The following is a 16,975-nucleotide window of genomic DNA, read 5'->3' on the forward strand; positions in this document are numbered from 1 at the left end:
CGAAAATTTCAATAACAGAAAGTTTCTTAGTCTCTCTGTGGCTCTCTGTGTTTTTTGGGTAGTCAAAATCCATTAGTACCCTGAGAACATCATTTCATCGCAGACTGATATAGTGTTTATATGATCTGTTTTTTCCCTGAAAATTTTTTGATTAAATATAAAACCGAAAAGTAAATGAGTCCTCCTGCAATAGGCGCTACAAGGCACCATGCAACCACAGCATGAAAAATGGCATTACCAAAGAAAATAAGGGATCCCCAGATGTCCTGACGAAACATTCCGGTAAACTCTTCCAATGGAATATTAAACGTTTTATCTCCGAAAAGATAAGCACCGAATTTATAAAAAGGGAGAATAGTGATAATCTGTATTGGGTAAGTAGTGTAGTTTACAAACTGAATTGCTGCCATATTTACCCTGAGTATCAATGCTGCAAGCGTACAAAGTATTGTTGTAGGACCGATTACCGGAAAAGCTCCTATGATAACTCCTAGAGCTACAGTCAATGCTATTTTTTCAGGAGTTGCCCCTTGTTTAATGAAATTGATAAAAAAGCGGACAAACTTAGTCTTACGCAGTATGGAAAGGTTCATAATTAACTAAGTCAATTCCTTTCAATTTGTTTTACCTTAATAATCAAAATATAAAATGACTTTAATTATAAGGTAATATCGGTCTGATCAGCAGCTTTTTTATTCAACTTACTCCTGTGTCTTCCATATAAGAGGTAAACGATCAATCCCAACGTTAACCATATGAGAAAGCGACTCCAGTTGGTAGCTCCTAATTCAGTCATAAGATAAAGATTGACAAGAAAACCAAGGGCAGGAATAAGGGATAGATTTTTTCTGAATGCAAAGCAGGCAGTAATAGCGAAGATTACAATAAAGATGATGATCGGGAATTCTTCTGTTATTGGATACAGGTCACCGGTCATATCCATATAAATGAATGCGTTAATTTTCGCAATCACAACAAGGAGCAATGTTATAAAAAACAAAACTGGGAGAATAATTTTTCCATTGATGTATTTTACCTTAAATGAATTTTCTGCTTTAGGAGGATTGATCATAACTCCAGCGCAAACCATTGCAAACGCAAATAAAGTACCTATGCTGCATAAATCAGTAACTTCAGTAAGGTTCATGAACATTGCCGGTAAAGCTACAACAAAGCCTGTAACGATAGTGGAGAAAGACGGTGTTTTGAATCTTGGATGGATTTTTGCGAAAACTCCAGGCAGAAGGCCGTCACGGCTCATGCTTAGCCAAATCCTCGGCTGGCCCAGCTGAAATACAAGCAGTACACTTGTCATGGCAATAACTGCGCTAAAAGCGATAATGCCCGAAAGGAAACTCAGATTATATTTTTCAAAAGCATAAGCCAATGGATCGCCCACTGCAAGCTCGCTATATGTTACCATGCCCGTAAGTACAAGCGTTACGACAACATACAATACGGTACATATCAGCAGAGACAAGAACATTGCTTTGGGTAAATCCTTTTCAGGATTTATAGCCTCTTCAGCAGTAGTGGATACAGCATCAAATCCGATATAAGCAAAAAAAACGGCTGAAACGCCTTTCATGACTCCACTGATTCCATTAGGGGCAAAAGGGCTCCAGTTTTCCGGCTGAACATAAAATGCTCCAGCAACAACAAAAAGCAATATCACCAGCAATTTTATAGCTACCAGAATATTCCCTGTGACTTTACTCTCTTTGATCCCAACATAAACAAGCATTGTAATAAAGGCAGTGATGATAAAAGCCGGAAAGTCAAATACGATATGAATCCCATTGATTGTCGGAGCGTTTTTCCAAGCATTATAACCTTCCATCAACAAAGGACTGATACTGGAACCAGTCTGTCCTTCATTTAATAATTTAATAACTTCATTATAAGCCCTGGAAGCAGTCAGGAAATCCATTGTAAGGTATTCTGGGAGGTGCCATCCGAAGCCTTTCAGCAAGGACGTAAAATAATCTGACCAGGAGATTGCTACCGCGACGTTGCCGATTGCATATTCCATTAGTAAATCCCAGCCAATGATCCATGCCAGAAGTTCTCCAAATGAAACATAAGCATAAGTATATGCACTTCCCGCAACAGGAACAGAAGATGCGAATTCTGCATAACAAAGCGCTGAAAAAAGACATGCAATAGCGGTAAAGACAAATAACAAAGACACCGCAGGGCCACCAGATGCACTGGCATTGCCAATGGTACTGAATATACCGGCTCCGACAATCGCTGCAATACCGAAAGAAGTAAGATCTCTCAGTTTTAAGGATCTGGAGAGGGTGTGGTTTTCAAGTTGTTCGATTTCTACAGTACTCCTGATAGAATCTTCAATTGTCTTTTTTCTGAAAAAATCTTTCGCTTTCAATGGAATGTACTTTCTGCCATGAAGATAGAATATTATGATTAAATGGAAAAATCGGGGATGGAAATGAATTTGCAGAATCTATCCTTAGATTTCAGGAGTACCTTAAAATATAAACGACCATAAGCATATTGTATTTTCTGATATCATATTGGGATTGTGTGGACCTTTGTTTGGGGTAATGTGTTAATAATCAGTGAGGAGTATGGTCACTTTGAAGATTGGATGTATTTAGGTAAATTTAATATGGGGATTATAATTAACCCCAAAGATAAAGCAAGGACTTTTAAAATGATCAGAGTATTTTTTCTTTTCCTTTTGTGTTCAAATGTTTACGGACAGATAGATACAAGTAAAATTAGTATAACCAATAGAACTTACTATGAATATACATTTTCAAATCAAGATGAAGATGAATATGATTATGATGATTATGGATATGATGAGGATGAATATGAAGTTGAATATGAAAATGACTCTGATAATGAATTGGAACAAGACCAAGCTAATTATGACTCGGTGTTACTTGATTTAAAAGAAATTTTTTATCCCATTGTTAAAACTCCGAATAAAACCTTAGATAAGTTCATAAATAACACTATTAAAGATCGGATCGGAATAAATGAATTTAAAGGGTCTTCTGAGAAGTTAACATTGAATTTTGAGGGCGTGGATCGGCCGTCAGAATTTTATATGACCTATGTTTTAAACTTTAAAAACTCAAGATATCTCAGTTTTACATTTTCCACTGATGAGTATTCTGGAGGGGGAAGTGGTTCTGCTCATGATCAGATAGCATTGACTTTTGATCTTGTTAAAAGCAAAACCTTGTTGTTAAAGGATATTGTTAAAGATCAATACGATACTGATGTTTACAACATTTCTATTACTCAATTAAAAAAAGCTGTACCTACTTTATTTGGAGAGTATGGGGAAATTGATAATCCTCAATTATTTCATTTTGTAAGTACACTCAATTTTCCTGTGGCAATAAAAAAGGAAGGAGTAGTTATTTATTGGAATTTAAATTGGGGGGCTCGTTCGGCTGCTGAAGAAGTTATCATTCGCTTTGATCAATATTCACATATATTTAAAAATGATTTTTTGAAAACGGTTAAGAGTAAATAAAATGGTGGTTTCTAATCTGATTTTGAAATTTTTACTGAAGTAAATAAGAATAAACTACTCATGGAATATTTTTCGACAATCGAAAAAGCGGTATATCTGATTGGAATAAAAAGAACTAAAGATGCCGTTAGTATACTAAAGGACGTAATAACAAACTATCCAGAAGCAGCACATCCTCACTCTTTGCTTTCATTATGTTATGCAGATTCCAAACAACATAAAGCGGCAATCGAAGAAGCAAAGCTTGCAATATCCATGGAGCCTGATTCTTCATTTCCGCACTATGCACTCGCATATGCCCATTTTTCCAGGGAAAAATTTTCGCAGGCTGAATATGCAATACGTCAGGCTCTGGCAATAGATCCTGATATAGACTCTTATATTCATATCCTGGCAGCTTCCCTTTTTAATCAGGGTATGTACAAGGAATGTATGAATGCCGTTCAGCACGGACTTCAGATAAATCCAAACAATAATGATCTGCTAACATTAAAGAGTCTTCTATATACCAATAAGGGTGATTTAAAAAGAGCAGATGAATTTATCAATAAAAGTCTTTATGAAGATCCTGAAAATACTATTGCTCTTGCAAGAAAAGGCTGGCTTGATCTCGATAAGGGAAGTTATAAATCTGCGCAAACAACCTTTCTGAGTGCTCTGTCAAAAGACCCAATGAACGAAGCTGCAAGAGAAGGACTGCTGGAAGTATATAAATTGAAAAGTAAGGTTTTTAATTTCTTCATCAGTAAAAGCTTCCGGACATTCTATTTTGAGTTCAGGTGGTATACCATATTTTTAATACTGATCTTTATTAAGACTCTTCCCATATGGTTCTTTTTACTGAGTGTTTATCTTCTTGCTGGGTGGTATCTTAGTGTTCTTTTTAACTATATATTGAGATTCGGAGAAAAGACAAAGTATCTGATTACGGATAGGCAAAAGAAACAATCAGATGTTTTTATCATCATCAATTTAGTGGTTGGAGTTCTGACTGTTATTGCCGGAATTAAAGAATCTCATATGTTGTGGAAAGTTGTATTTATATTACTTGCCGTATTGTTTATTGCCATTGGTACTCTTGAGATTGAAGTTAAAAAGGATAAATGGATGTCAATAGGATGGGGTGTTCTTCTGATAGGAATATTATTCTTAATGTTCTCCTATTCATTGTATATAGTAGCCATAGCCAGTGTATTTGTTATATGTACCTATGGGCTAGGATGGAGTGTGCGGTTTGTTCGGACAAGTGACTGATTTGAGTATACCTGTGGATAATATTCTGATGCCTCATAATCAATAGTATGTTTGAATCGGATTATGGATTAGTGGGATTTGTCTCGTTGCGCCTCGTCCTAATATAGGTTTACAGTTTTTGATTTGAAAAATAATTATGTTAATCCTTAAATCCATATTTATCTTTGTCTCAAATTAAGACAACAATGGACTATCAATGTTATAAAGTATTTAAACCAGGCTCTTTAAATAAATTAAAGTTCACCATCCAAAAGCTTGGAAAACCTGGAAAAGGTGAAGTAACGGTTCAAGTAAAGGCTATTGGACTTAACTATGCCGATATTTTTGCCATTATGGGATTATATAGTGCTACCCCGAAAGATCCTTTTATCCCCGGCCTGGAATATGCCGGTATTGTTGCAGAAGTAGGTGAAGGTGTTCAAGATTTCAAAGCTGGAGATAAGGTCATGGGAGTAACCCGTTTTGGAGGATACACCGAAGTTCTGAATATTGATCACAGGTATATTATAACATTGCCAGAGGGATGGTCATTTGAAGAAGGTGCAGCCTTTCCTGTTCAGGTTCTTACTGCATATTATGGTCTGGTTACATTAGGCAATTTACAACATGGACAATCCGTGTTGATACATAGCGCTGCGGGAGGTGTGGGACTATTGGCCAACAGAATAGCTAAGAAGATGGGCGCTTATACCATTGGAGTGGTTGGTAACGAATCTAAATTTGACATCTTAAAGAAAGAGGGATACGATCGTTTTTTAATCCGTTCCAATAAATTTAAAAAGGATGTCACAGAAGCATTGGCAGGAAGAGAATTAAACCTCGTGATGGAGACAACAGGGGATAAGTTCTTTCATTGGAGTTATGATTTGCTCGCTCCCATGGGCCGCGTCATATCCTATGGTTCTGCTCAATTTACTCCATCAGGACAGGCTCCATTTTATCCCCTTTTGTTGTTTAAGTACCTGTTTCGTCCCAGAGTTGATCCCTTATCTATGATAAAAGCTAATAAATCTCTGATGGCATTTAATCTTATCTGGTTGTATGAAAAGGCTGATATCATGAAAGAACTGCTCAATGATATATTTAAACTGAATTTGGAAGCTCCCATTATTGGCAGAACATATGAATTTAACAAGCTTCCTCAGGCTTTAATAGACTTCAAGGCTGGAGGGACAATCGGGAAGTTGATCGTGAAACTTTAAAGCTCCGTAGAGACGCCATGCTTGGTGTCTCCATTGTTAATAACGTTGGTCCAATCCATTTCTTGCAACATTAATTAAAAAGCAAATTTATTTTTAGCATTTTTAAAAAAGAGTTATAGCATTGAAAAAAAAGGAAAGGTTCTTACAATAGAATGTTTTGAGACGCCTGGCATGGCGTCTCATGGTACTGTAATTGCAGGTTAATTTTTTTTTTATTCAAGCACTTTCAACATCGCTCCAGCTTTCAACATACACTCTTCATATTCCTTTTCTGCGTCCGCTTCATAAGTAATCGCGCTGCCTACCTGAAAAGATATCTTCTGATTTTTTTCATCATAAAAAATACTTCTGATGATCACATTCAGGTCAAAATCTCCATCTCGAGTAAAGAATCCTGCTGCTCCGGAAAATATGCCCCTTTTGCTTTCCTCTATTTCGTCAATAAGCTCCATCGCCCTGATCTTGGGCGCACCCGTCATGCTGCCCATTGGAAAAGCATTTTTAATCGCATCCACAGCATCTGTATTTTCATACATTTCACCTGTAATGGTAGAAATCATCTGATGCACCTGTTGAAAGGTATGCACTCCGAAAATCTCTTCAGCTATGACAGTACCGGGCTTGCAGCTTCTTGAAAGATCGTTTCTGACAAGGTCTACGATCATCATGTTTTCTGCAATCTCTTTTTCACTTGTTTTTAAATCTTCAATCAGGGCAATGTCTTCCTCAAGCGTGGCGCCTCTTTTACGTGTTCCTTTAATAGGTTGTGAAATTAATTTTTTACCCTCCTTTTTCAGAAACCTCTCCGGTGATGCTGATATCAGATAAAGAGAATCAACTTTGATTAAACAGGAAAATGGCATTGGTGAAATTTCATTCAACTTAAGATAAGTCTGAACAGGAGAAATGCCTCCTTGTGCCGTAAACTCTATGCAATAATTTAATTCATAAATATCACCATCTCTTAAATGTTCTTTTATCAGATCTACTTTCTTAATATAGTTTTCTTTTGAAACAGAGGCAGCAGGTGAATTAATGATATGATGTTTGTTTGCAATTGCATCAATTTCAAAAGAATGGATTTCCTCGAAAATAGCTTCAGGATTTTCAGATTGAATAGTCACTTGATTTTCCTCAAACAACAGCAGGTGTTCTGGCTCAAAGAAACAAATAGAAGGGAATTCAATATATTCTGGATTTTTGCTCTGGAGTTTTTCAATCTCATTTTTAAGATCGTATGTGAAGAATCCGAATAACCAACCCTGATTCTTGTCTTGCCATTCCTGAAGTGAATTGAATCCGTTTTGATCCGAACTGATGACAGATTTTTCTCCAACTGCCAGCATATTAGGGAAGCCATTATAGAGATAATGGATCTGATTGTTATCCAGCCAGGCAAAGTGAGAAAATTTTTGAGCCCATAAGAGGGCTTGTTTTCTAAAATATTCTTTATTCTGAATATGAAAAATCATGCAGTTGGAAATGAGTGAATTATGTGCTATTGTATGCTTTTTCCTCAGTAAATCTAACCAAAGGAATATTCAGGCGCAAAATCAATAATTCAAATCCTCTCCCTGGTTATCATATTTCTTAAGCAAAAAGTGATAATTTTGCTGTTTAAAATGTTGTCAGGTAGACACAAAGAAAATATTAGCGTTTTTCAGCATTGAATTATCCCGATAATATAGAAACCAAATTAGGTTTTAATCAGATCAGAGAATTGTTAAAGCAGGAATGCCTTAGCACTCTTGGTCAGCATTATGTAGACAAAATCCGCTATTCAACGGATGCTTCACTTGTTTCCCGTCTGCTGAATCAGACTTGGGAATTTACAAGAATACTTACAGAGCAGGTATTGTTTCCTTCTTCTAATTACATCGATGTAACTCCTTATCTTCAGAATATAAGGATTCAAGGGGTTTTTCTGGAGCCTTCCGCATTCTTTGATATCAAACTTTCTTTAAGGACAATTATCCGTTGCCTTGAGTTTTTTGATGAGAATGAAGCTTATCCTTATCTGAAAGAGCAGGCTAAGTCAGTAAATGCAGATGAGAAGATATATAAGGCTATTGATGAAATCATTGACGATCGTGGTCAGGTGCGTGACAATGCTTCTCCTGAATTACTGGAAATCAGAAGGAGTCTTATTTCAGAACAAAGCCGTATTAGAAGAGAACTGGACAGGCTTTTAAAACTAGCGAAAAGAGAGGGATATACTGAGTCGGATGTAGAAATTACTATCCGTAATGGAAGGATGGTAATACCGGTGCAGGCAGAGCATAAAAGGCGTCTTAAAGGGTTTATTCAGGATGAATCTGCATCGGGACAAACAGTCTTCATTGAGCCTGCTGAAGTTCTGGAGGGGAATAACATCATTCGTGAACTGGAATATAAAGAAAGAAGAGAGATTATCCGGATTCTTACTGTTCTCACAGATCGTATTCGTCCTTTTGTTCCTGATCTTCAGAAAGCTTATGCATTTCTTGGTATTATAGATTTTATCAGAGCAAAAGCAAAATTTGGCATTGCAATTAATGCTCAGCTGCCTAAGATAAGCGATAAGCCTGTAATAAGGTGGAAGAGTGCAAGGCATCCTTTGTTGTTTCTTAACCTTAAAAAATCAGAAAAAAACATTGTACCTCTTGATATAGAACTTACCGAAGAAAACAGAATTCTAGTTATTTCAGGTCCGAACGCGGGAGGGAAATCTGTATGTCTGAAGTCTACAGGACTACTGCAATACATGTTTCAGTGTGGTTTGCTGGTGAGTGCAGATGAGTTTTCTGAGTTTGGGATGTTTCAGGATATCTTCCTCGATATTGGTGATGAGCAATCCATTGAAAATGATTTGAGCACCTATAGCTCTCATCTTACCAATATGAAGGCTTTCCTTAATTTTTCAGGAAAGAAATCTCTTGTGCTGATAGACGAATTCGGGACAGGTACAGAGCCTCAGTTAGGTGCAGCGATATCAGAAGCGGTACTTGAAAGACTAAATGAAAAGAAAGTATGGGGAGTTATAACTACTCACTATTCTAACCTGAAAACAATGGCAGAGAAAACTCCTGGAATTATCAATGGTGCTATGAGATTTGATCTGGATTTGCTAGAGCCTTTGTATCAGCTTGAGATAGGTCGCCCGGGGAGTTCTTTTGCATTTGAAATTGCTGCAAAGATAGGTTTGGATAAAGCGACAATAGAACGTTCCAGATCAAAGCTGGGAAGGAGTCAGGTAAACTTTGAGCGTCTTGCTAATGAGTTGCAAAAAGAAAAGGATTTGTTGATTAAGCAAAATCAGGAGGCCAGAGGGGATAAGCAGCAGCTGGACAAAACACTTGCAGAATATAGTAAGCTGAAAGAAGAGCTAGAGCAAAACAGAAGACGACTTCTTAATGAGGCCAAACAGCAAGCTAAACAGTTGGTTGCAGAGGCGAATCAAAAAATTGAAAATACGATCAGAGCCATTCGCAGCAGTGATGCCGATAAAGAAATAACCAAAACGCTGAGAAAAGAACTCGATCTGTATAAGGATATTGAGCTTCAGCCTGAGAAAGTTATAGAAAAAGATGAGCCCAAAGAGGAAACCTTGTTGCTTGAAGGTGAAATTAATGTTGGTGATTCTATAAGATTAAAGGGCACGGATACAGTTGGTGAGGTATTAGGTATATCAGGTAAAACGGCTGAGATAGTAATTGGTGATTTAAAATCAAAGGTAAAACTTGATCGTCTGGAGAAGGTGTCCAGACGAACTGTGAAAAAGCAGTTTGATGAGGTTTCCAGAAGAAGTACTGCAATGCTGATGAATGAAAAGATGATGTCATTTTCTTCTAATCTGGATCTGCGCGGTAAAAGAGGGGAGGAAGCGATAAAAGAGCTGGAAGAGTTTATGGATTCTGCGATCATGCTGGGTATTCCGGAAATAAGAATCATTCATGGCAAAGGTGACGGGATACTTAGAAACCTTGTAAGAGAGCATCTGAAAAAATATAAACAGATCAGGTCTGTTACTGATGAACATGCCGACAGAGGTGGCCCTGGAGTAAGTATTGTCGGAATGAAATAATTTGGGATGATTATTTTTTAAAAGGATTGTTGAAGAACAATCCTTTTTATTTTCTTTGTTGCCGAATTCGTCTGATTTTTTTAAAACAGATTTTATATTAATAATCACAATGGTAAAAAAAATACTATCACTTGATGGAGGAGGCTCGTGGGCTGTATTACAGGCAATGGCTTTGAGAGAAATATATAAGGATGTAAAGTCAGTCGGCACTAATTGCAGAAATATATTAAATGAATTTGACATCATAGCAGCGAATTCAGGAGGAAGTCTTGTGCTGGCAGGTATGATAGAGAAGGCCGATGAAGATATTGATGAAGTAATAAAAATGTTTCTGGATGACAAGATCAGAGATAAAATTTTTAGCAAACTTACTTTAGCAGATTTTAGCCTCGAACGTTTGACAAGAATATTTGGAGTTGGTCCTAAATACAAGGCTAGGAAGAAAATCAAAGGTCTTGAAGAGGCGCTCGTAAAATCAGGCAAAATAAGAATGCATGAACTCAGGGAAAAAATGAATTTCAAGCCTCATTTGGTATTGACCAGTTTTGACTATGATCTTCGTCGGGGAGTATTTTTTAAGACAGCACAGGATGGAAGCAAATATGAATATACACTTGCACAGGCAGTGGATGCGTCATCTAATGCTCCTGTGAATTTTTTCGACGAACCTGTAAGGTTTAATTATGATCATAATACCATGCACCAGTTCTGGGACGGGGCAGTAGCAGGAAATAACAATCCGGTTTTGATAGGTATAACAGAAGCGCTGAGATTATTTGAAAAGCTTGAAAGAACTTCAGATAATATAAAAGTGCTGAGTATAGGAACCTCCGGAATACTGTTCCCGGTAGATGGTTTTACCTGTACTTCTTCAGCTGTAAGGCCAGAGCTTGTTTTACCTTTGGGTAAATCCAACCTTAACAGAGATGCCATAAAGTTAAGTCTTTCCATCATTTCCGAACCGCCGGAAGCTGCCAATTTTATGGCGCATATGTTGTTGGGAGGCACTGAAAAAGAAAATACTCCACGTATTGTACGCATGAATCCTTTGCTGCAGCCTGTGTTGAAAGATGGCAAATGGAATTTTCCTGAAGGGATCAGACCGGATGAAGAAAAGGATTTTTTAGAATTGACGAAGTACGACATAGATGCAGTGAAAAAATCAGAGATGGAGAGAATTGTAAAATTCGGAAACTGGTGGCTGATGGATATAGTGGTAAATCAAAGCATTCGTTACGATAGCAAGACTTTTCAATCTAAAATAGGTCATAGTGTCTTTTCAGCAGCAAAGGCGGAGTGGCTTAAAGGAAATTTACAGTAATAGTAAGTTTTGTCGATGGAAGTCAGTAATTAAGGATATTGAATCCTGCCATGTTAATCCAGATTAGTTAATTGAATTCACTATCTTTAAAAGGAACTATTTTTATAATATTCAGTATGAAAGCGAAATTCGTTTTATTTAAAGTTTTAGCGATTGTATTTTTAGGTCTGTCGTTCTCCTGTAAGAAGGACGAAACAAAAGAGGTTTCACCTCAAGCTCAGTTTGTAGAAATCGACGGCGAGCAATATCCAACAGTGACTATAGGCAATCAGACATGGACAGCAACGAACTACAAAGGTCAAGGAGGCAGACCTTATGATAAATTCAATTCAAGACCGGAATATGGTAAATATTATAGTTTTGAAGAGCTCCAGAATATAGTATTACCTGTAGGCTGGAAAATTCCTACAATGGAAGATTTTATTGAGCTTGCAAAATCACAAGGTGTTGTTTTCATTGGTCAGAATGCTGTAAAGCAGGATGCCATAAAAAAACTGGTTTCGCAAACTCGCTGGTTAAATATTAATGGGAATAATGAGTCAGGATTTAATGCATATCCCGGTGGTTATGCTATAGAAGTTGATGCTTCTCCAATGGAGGGAGATATTAGCGAGTTTTGGACCAGCGATACTTTAACAGTAAGCATCCAGGAAGGAGCAGATCTGAAAAATCATAACATTAAAATATATCAATACCTGGAAAATGACCCAAGTAGATTTAATATTCGTTTTATAAAGAAAAACAAGTAATTTGAAATTAAATGAAAAAAATGTTCTGAACGGGTATTTATATTAAATTTTTTATTTGGTATTTTGTTGATTTTAAGGGTGTTCTTGAGGTTTGTTTGTTTTTTACTCTAAAATATAGCTTTATTTCCCTTGAAGTAGTTAAGTAAGAATAATAATTCGTCAATTCTATTCAGGATTTAGATGAATCTTTTTATAAAGTTTTGTGGTTCTCTATAAAAATGTTTTTTTAAGGAGAAAAATTACACTGGAAGTATTGTCTTGAAAAATGAATTATCCTAATTATTTTAAATCTTATTCAGCTTTTTTGTTAGAAAATTACATTGAAGAGTTAACTCAAAATGTAATTGTGATCACAAAAAATGGAAAATTCCCTGTTTGCAGGTTTTTAATTCAACTTCCAGAAGAGACCATCTATGAAAAAATTAGACGAGAATTTGAGGATATTTTGCAAGATATAATCCAAGGTACTCCTCATAACTCTTTAACGAAAAAAATAGATTTATGGAAAGCTGGAAAAAGCCCTATATCAAGAAAAGATTTAACCATAAGTGATATTAATTCAGTTAATCATATAATAAAGACAGTTATTCTGGATTTTTTAAAATTTTATGAGTGCTCTAAAATTGAACTTATTGCTCTGGTAAAGGAAATAACGGATTATTTTCAAACCTCAACAGAAATGGGCATTTATGCATTTGAAGAAATTCAGAATGAAGTGCAGATTGATAGGGATGAAATCATTCATGGGATTTTAACCAATGTTCCTGTTATAATTACTAGGATTAACCAAGAAGGAGAGATTACTTATTCTGCAGGTAAAGGTTTGGAATCTCTTGGTCGTAAAGAAAATGATTTAAAAAATTTTAGCATTTATCATGATTTTATTTTCCCAGAAAATATTGAAAACAGTAAGCTTGCATTAAGTGGAAAATCAGTTTCTTATATAGGACGTTCTAGGTCTTTAAGTGGGGAAATAAGGGAGTTCCAGAATTATTTTATTCCAGTTAATAATGGAATAATAGGTTTTAGTATTGATGTTACAGAAAGAATCGAGGCAGAAGAAAGGTTCCGTAGTTTTATTGATGCAGTCAAAGATTACGCAATATTTAAATTAAGTCCTGAAGGATATATTAATTCATGGAATGAGGGGGCAGAAGCTTTAAAGGGATATAAGAAAAGTGAAATAATAGGAAAACATTTTTCGATATTTTATGACAATGAACTTAAGGAAAAACATTTTCCTGAGTATGAACTAGAGCAGGCCACCCTACATGGTAGATTTGAAGCAGAAGGCTTCAGGTTAAAAAAAGATGGATCCCGTTTCTGGGCAAATGGGATTATTACAGCCCTATTCGATAAAAATAATAATCTGGTAGGGTTTACTAAAATTACCAGAAATCTTACTGAAAGAAAACTTGCAGAGGAGAGGCTAAGAAGAAGTGAAGAGCGATTTAGGTCTCTTATTGAAGGGGTTAAGGATTATGCAATATTCTTGCTTGAACCTAATGGAACCATTGCTTCATGGAATGAGGGGGCTAAGAGGATTAAAGGATATAATGAAGATGAAATAATAGGTAAACACTTTTCTGTATTTTATACAGAAGAGAAGAAAAAACAAAAGTATCCCGAATATGAACTTGTTCAGGCGGGTATACATGGTAAGTTTGAAGATGAAGGATTAAGAGTTCGTAAGGACGGTAGTACATTTTATGCAAATGTTTTAATTACGGCTTTACATGACACTTCAGGCAAATTAATCGGTTTTTCTAAAATTACCAGAGACCTTACTGAGCGTAAATTCCTTGAAGAAAGCCTCCAATCAATGAATACTGACCTTGAAAATAAAGTAAAGGAAAGGACAGATGAATTGCTGAAAACTATAAAGGAATTAAAGAGAATTAACAATGATCTGGATAATTTCATTTATACTGCCTCTCATGATTTAAAAGCACCTATATCTAATATAGAAGGTTTAATCAGTAATTTATTTGAAGAGTTGGGTGAACAATCTTTGTTAAATGTGGATCTTAGAGATATAAAGGAAATGATTGACATATCTGTGGAAAAGTTTCAGATAACAATAAAGGACCTTACTGAAATTGCCAAAATTCAGAAAGAAAGCCTTGAAACTGTAGAGCTGGTAGGTCTTTCAGAGCTTATTGATGATGTGAAGATTACCATTTCCGATCAGATTTCAAGAAATAATGCAGAGATAATTTATCATCTTGAAGATTGTAATGAAATTAAATTTGTAAGAAAAAACCTGAAAAGTATTATTTATAATCTGATAAGTAATGGCATTAAATACCGCAGTCCCGAAAGAAATCCGATTGTTAAAATTATGTGCAGTTCGGATGAATATTATAATACCATCATATGCCAGGATAATGGACTAGGTATAAAGGCAGAAAATATAGATAAGATATTTAATATGTTCAAACGATTCCATGATCATGTGGAAGGAAGTGGAGTAGGATTATACATTGTTAAAAGAATTATAGAAAATGCAGGTGGGAGAATAGATGTGGAAAGTGTAGAAGGTGAAGGGTCTATATTTAAAGTTATTCTGCCCAAAGGAGAGTTTGAATTACATTAACTAGGAAGGTTAAAAGTTGAAACTAAAAAGTTTAAAGCTGAAAGCTGAAGTTGACCTATTAAAGGTCAGGGGGGAATTTAATCCATGATCTGAAGGTCATAGCTATTGTAATCATTAGCATCGGTAAGAGCATTGTGAAATGTAATCCCATTGCCCTAGCTGTTGCTTTTTTACTTTTAACTTTCAACTTAAGACTTACAACTTTAAGCTTCCCTCCCGTAAAACGGGATATTTTTAAAATCCTTATTTTGCCGTATGGATTTTACTTTTTGTCGTCTCTACTTTTGAAAAGTCAATAAAGTGAAATGATATGGAAACGACGGCAAAAGATTATATTTTTCTCACGGATAAGCTTGATTCTCTGATTACTTCAAAACCAAATTTTATAGCATTCACATTTCTTAATGAAGTAAAGGAAGGTTCTCTTTCTCTGACCTATAAAGATTTGGGAAGAAAAGCAAAAACACTTGCATTTGTCCTAAAAGAAAGGACCGTTTCAGGAGATAAGGCTTTGCTGTTATATCCTTCAGGCCTTGATTTTATTGTCGCATTTTTTGCTTGTCTTTATGCCGATATTATACCGGTTCTGGCTTATCCCCCTGAGAGCGAAGATATAGATCGTCTCATTACAATTGCAGACGATTGTAATCCGGACCTTGTACTATGCACAAATTCCGTCCTTTCCAAATTGGATGACTTTGAGGCAAAAAACAGAATGCAAAATTCAGCTGAAATAGAAAAAAACAGAAAACTTAAAATCCTCTATGATCTCTTATGGATACCTTCAGATATAATTAAGTCTAACGGCGTTTTCAGAAAAAGAAAACAAGATTCTTATAGCAGCAATCAGGTAGCATTGATACATTATACATCAGGAACTACAGGCTTTCCTAAAAGGATAGAAGTAACACATCGAAACCTCTACCTCAATTCCTTGCAGTTTATCAATGCCTTTGATGTAAACAGTGAAACGCATGTAATAAACTGGCTTCATCCATATCACGATATGGGGGTTATAAGCGGAGTTACAGTTCCTGTATATTCAGGTATACAAACAACATTGATGGCTCCATTAACATTTATTAAAAAACCTTTTACCTGGCTGAAAGAAATAAGCAACCTCAAAGGAAAAGGTGTAGTTGTTAGCGGTGGGCCAAATTTTGCTTTTGAACTGTGTTGTCATAAAATCAAGGATGAACAACTTTCTGAGCTTGATTTAAAGCATTGGAAGGTGGCATTTAATGGAGGAGATTCTGTAATGCAGGAAACTCTGGAAAGGTTCACCAATAAATTCTCTATTTGTGGATTTTCTCCCAAAGCTTTTGTACCTGTATACGGGCTAACAGAGGCCACCTCATTGCTATCTGTTGGAAGTATGGGAAAAGGAGTAACAACACGCAGCTTCAGTAAAAGGCTTTTCAGAAACCATATTGCTGTGGAAACAAATCTTGAGAATGATAGCCTTAAACTGATCAGTTATGGTAATAGCCGGAAGCACTACCAGGTAATAATCATTGATCCCAAAAGTGCCCAAAAACTTGAAGATGGATCTGTCGGAGAAGTATTAATTGCTGATCCGGGCTTTGGTTTAAACTTTTATCACAATGTAGAATTTTCAAGAGAACATCTTTACAATGGTATCAAATTTCTAAAAACAGGGGATCTTGGGTTTATCAAAAATGGTGAATTATTCTTTACTGGAAGGTTAGATGATCTGATTGTGATAAATGATACATTTCATTATCCTCATTATATTGAACATGGTGTATATCACAGTCATCCTGCTTTAAGAAAAGGATGTTGCGCAGCTTTTACTATAACCCGGGAGAATAAAGAAGTACTGGTTATAGTTCAGGAAGTTTCCAAAGATTCAATAAATAAAATAAATGTAGAAGAGCTTTTGGGGAAAATTCGAAGTGAGGTTTTTATTATGAATGGTATAGACCCTTACATGATTTGCCTTACTATCCCTTCTTCCATTCCCAAAACATTCAATGGTAAAATACAAAGAAGTGCAACGAAGAAACTGTTTTTGCAGGATTCTTTGAAAGTAATTGCCGTGTGGCAGAATAGTCTTAAAGAACCTAAGGAGATGAATTATTCAGCCTTAAAATACTTACCAACAATATTACCAAAAGGCAGAACCAGAGGGATTATAACCATAAATTAAAACTTGAACTACATCTCATTGTTTGGGGATGCATAAAGAATAATTGAATATTATTCCAGGAGAAAAATAATTCACAATTGATTTTAACTAAGTTTTTTGAAGACTT

11 protein-coding genes are annotated in these 16,975 nt (G+C 35.8%); 8 read left to right on the forward strand and 3 right to left on the reverse strand.

The genetic code is table 11. From position 1 onward, the window contains the following. Nucleotides 1-116 precede the first annotated feature (116 nt). Entirely contained in the window at nt 117-593 is a 477-nt protein-coding gene (locus tag MYP_RS18190; protein ID WP_045466603.1) for a DUF2062 domain-containing protein, read from the reverse strand. Nucleotides 594-658: 65 nt separating this feature from the next. Further along, entirely contained in the window at nt 659-2,389 is a 1,731-nt protein-coding gene (locus MYP_RS18195; RefSeq protein ID WP_045466605.1) for an amino acid permease, read from the reverse strand. Between the two features lie 180 nt (nt 2,390-2,569). Between MYP_RS18195 and MYP_RS18200 the strand changes: the two genes are divergently transcribed. The 3 genes from MYP_RS18200 to MYP_RS18210 all read left to right on the forward strand — a co-directional run bounded on the left by MYP_RS18200 (nt 2,570) and on the right by MYP_RS18210 (nt 5,970). Beyond that, the gene (locus tag MYP_RS18200) at nt 2,570-3,514 is read left to right on the forward strand and encodes a hypothetical protein (protein ID WP_156140719.1); all 945 of its coding nucleotides are present in this window, start codon (nt 2,570-2,572) and stop codon (nt 3,512-3,514) included. Nucleotides 3,515-3,574: 60 nt separating this feature from the next. Next, a complete protein-coding gene (locus tag MYP_RS18205) occupies nt 3,575-4,768 on the forward strand; it encodes a hypothetical protein (RefSeq protein ID WP_045466612.1) in 1,194 nt (397 codons plus the stop codon). A 185-nt stretch (nt 4,769-4,953) separates the two neighbouring features. Further along, nucleotides 4,954-5,970, forward strand: coding sequence for a zinc-binding dehydrogenase (locus tag MYP_RS18210; RefSeq protein ID WP_045466616.1), 1,017 nt, complete (start codon nt 4,954-4,956; stop codon nt 5,968-5,970). 212 nt (nt 5,971-6,182) lie between these two features. On the opposite strand, the gene MYP_RS18215 is transcribed toward MYP_RS18210, so the two are convergent. After that, nucleotides 6,183-7,442, reverse strand: a complete 1,260-nt coding sequence (locus MYP_RS18215) for an anthranilate synthase component I family protein (protein WP_045466619.1) — start codon at nt 7,440-7,442, stop codon at nt 6,183-6,185. Nucleotides 7,443-7,636: 194 nt separating this feature from the next. Between MYP_RS18215 and MYP_RS18220 the strand changes: the two genes are divergently transcribed. The 5 genes from MYP_RS18220 (at nt 7,637) to MYP_RS18240 (ending at nt 16,869) form a co-directional block, all read left to right on the forward strand. Continuing rightward, the gene (locus tag MYP_RS18220) at nt 7,637-10,033 is read left to right on the forward strand and encodes an endonuclease MutS2 (protein ID WP_045466622.1); all 2,397 of its coding nucleotides are present in this window, start codon (nt 7,637-7,639) and stop codon (nt 10,031-10,033) included. A 109-nt stretch (nt 10,034-10,142) separates the two neighbouring features. Beyond that, nucleotides 10,143-11,354 carry a patatin-like phospholipase family protein gene (locus tag MYP_RS18225; RefSeq protein ID WP_045466624.1) on the forward strand — a complete coding sequence of 404 codons (1,212 nt, stop codon included), beginning with the start codon at nt 10,143-10,145 and terminating at the stop codon, nt 11,352-11,354. Between the two features lie 116 nt (nt 11,355-11,470). Then, the gene (locus tag MYP_RS18230; protein WP_045466627.1) at nt 11,471-12,103 is read left to right on the forward strand and encodes an FISUMP domain-containing protein; all 633 of its coding nucleotides are present in this window, start codon (nt 11,471-11,473) and stop codon (nt 12,101-12,103) included. A 304-nt stretch (nt 12,104-12,407) separates the two neighbouring features. Continuing rightward, a complete protein-coding gene (locus MYP_RS18235) occupies nt 12,408-14,699 on the forward strand; it encodes a PAS domain-containing sensor histidine kinase (RefSeq protein WP_231570071.1) in 2,292 nt (763 codons plus the stop codon). Between the two features lie 310 nt (nt 14,700-15,009). Continuing rightward, nucleotides 15,010-16,869, forward strand: coding sequence for a fatty acyl-AMP ligase (locus tag MYP_RS18240; protein ID WP_045466630.1), 1,860 nt, complete (start codon nt 15,010-15,012; stop codon nt 16,867-16,869). The last annotated feature ends 106 nt before the right edge of the window (nt 16,870-16,975 follow it).

The organism is Sporocytophaga myxococcoides, assembly GCF_000775915.1.
In the GTDB taxonomy this organism is placed as follows: domain Bacteria; phylum Bacteroidota; class Bacteroidia; order Cytophagales; family Cytophagaceae; genus Sporocytophaga; species Sporocytophaga myxococcoides_A.

Excerpts from the sequence above, each read along its gene's own strand:
- MYP_RS18190 (WP_045466603.1), bottom strand. The coding sequence starts at position 593 with ATGAACCTTTCCATACTGCGTAAGACTAAGTTTGTCCGCTTTTTTATC.
- MYP_RS18205 (WP_045466612.1), top strand. The coding sequence starts at position 3,575 with ATGGAATATTTTTCGACAATCGAAAAAGCGGTATATCTGATTGGAATA.
- MYP_RS18210 (WP_045466616.1), top strand. The coding sequence starts at position 4,954 with ATGGACTATCAATGTTATAAAGTATTTAAACCAGGCTCTTTAAATAAA.
- MYP_RS18215 (WP_045466619.1), bottom strand. The coding sequence starts at position 7,442 with ATGATTTTTCATATTCAGAATAAAGAATATTTTAGAAAACAAGCCCTC.
- MYP_RS18225 (WP_045466624.1), top strand. The coding sequence starts at position 10,143 with ATGGTAAAAAAAATACTATCACTTGATGGAGGAGGCTCGTGGGCTGTA.
- MYP_RS18230 (WP_045466627.1), top strand. The coding sequence starts at position 11,471 with ATGAAAGCGAAATTCGTTTTATTTAAAGTTTTAGCGATTGTATTTTTA.
- MYP_RS18240 (WP_045466630.1), top strand. The coding sequence starts at position 15,010 with ATGGAAACGACGGCAAAAGATTATATTTTTCTCACGGATAAGCTTGAT.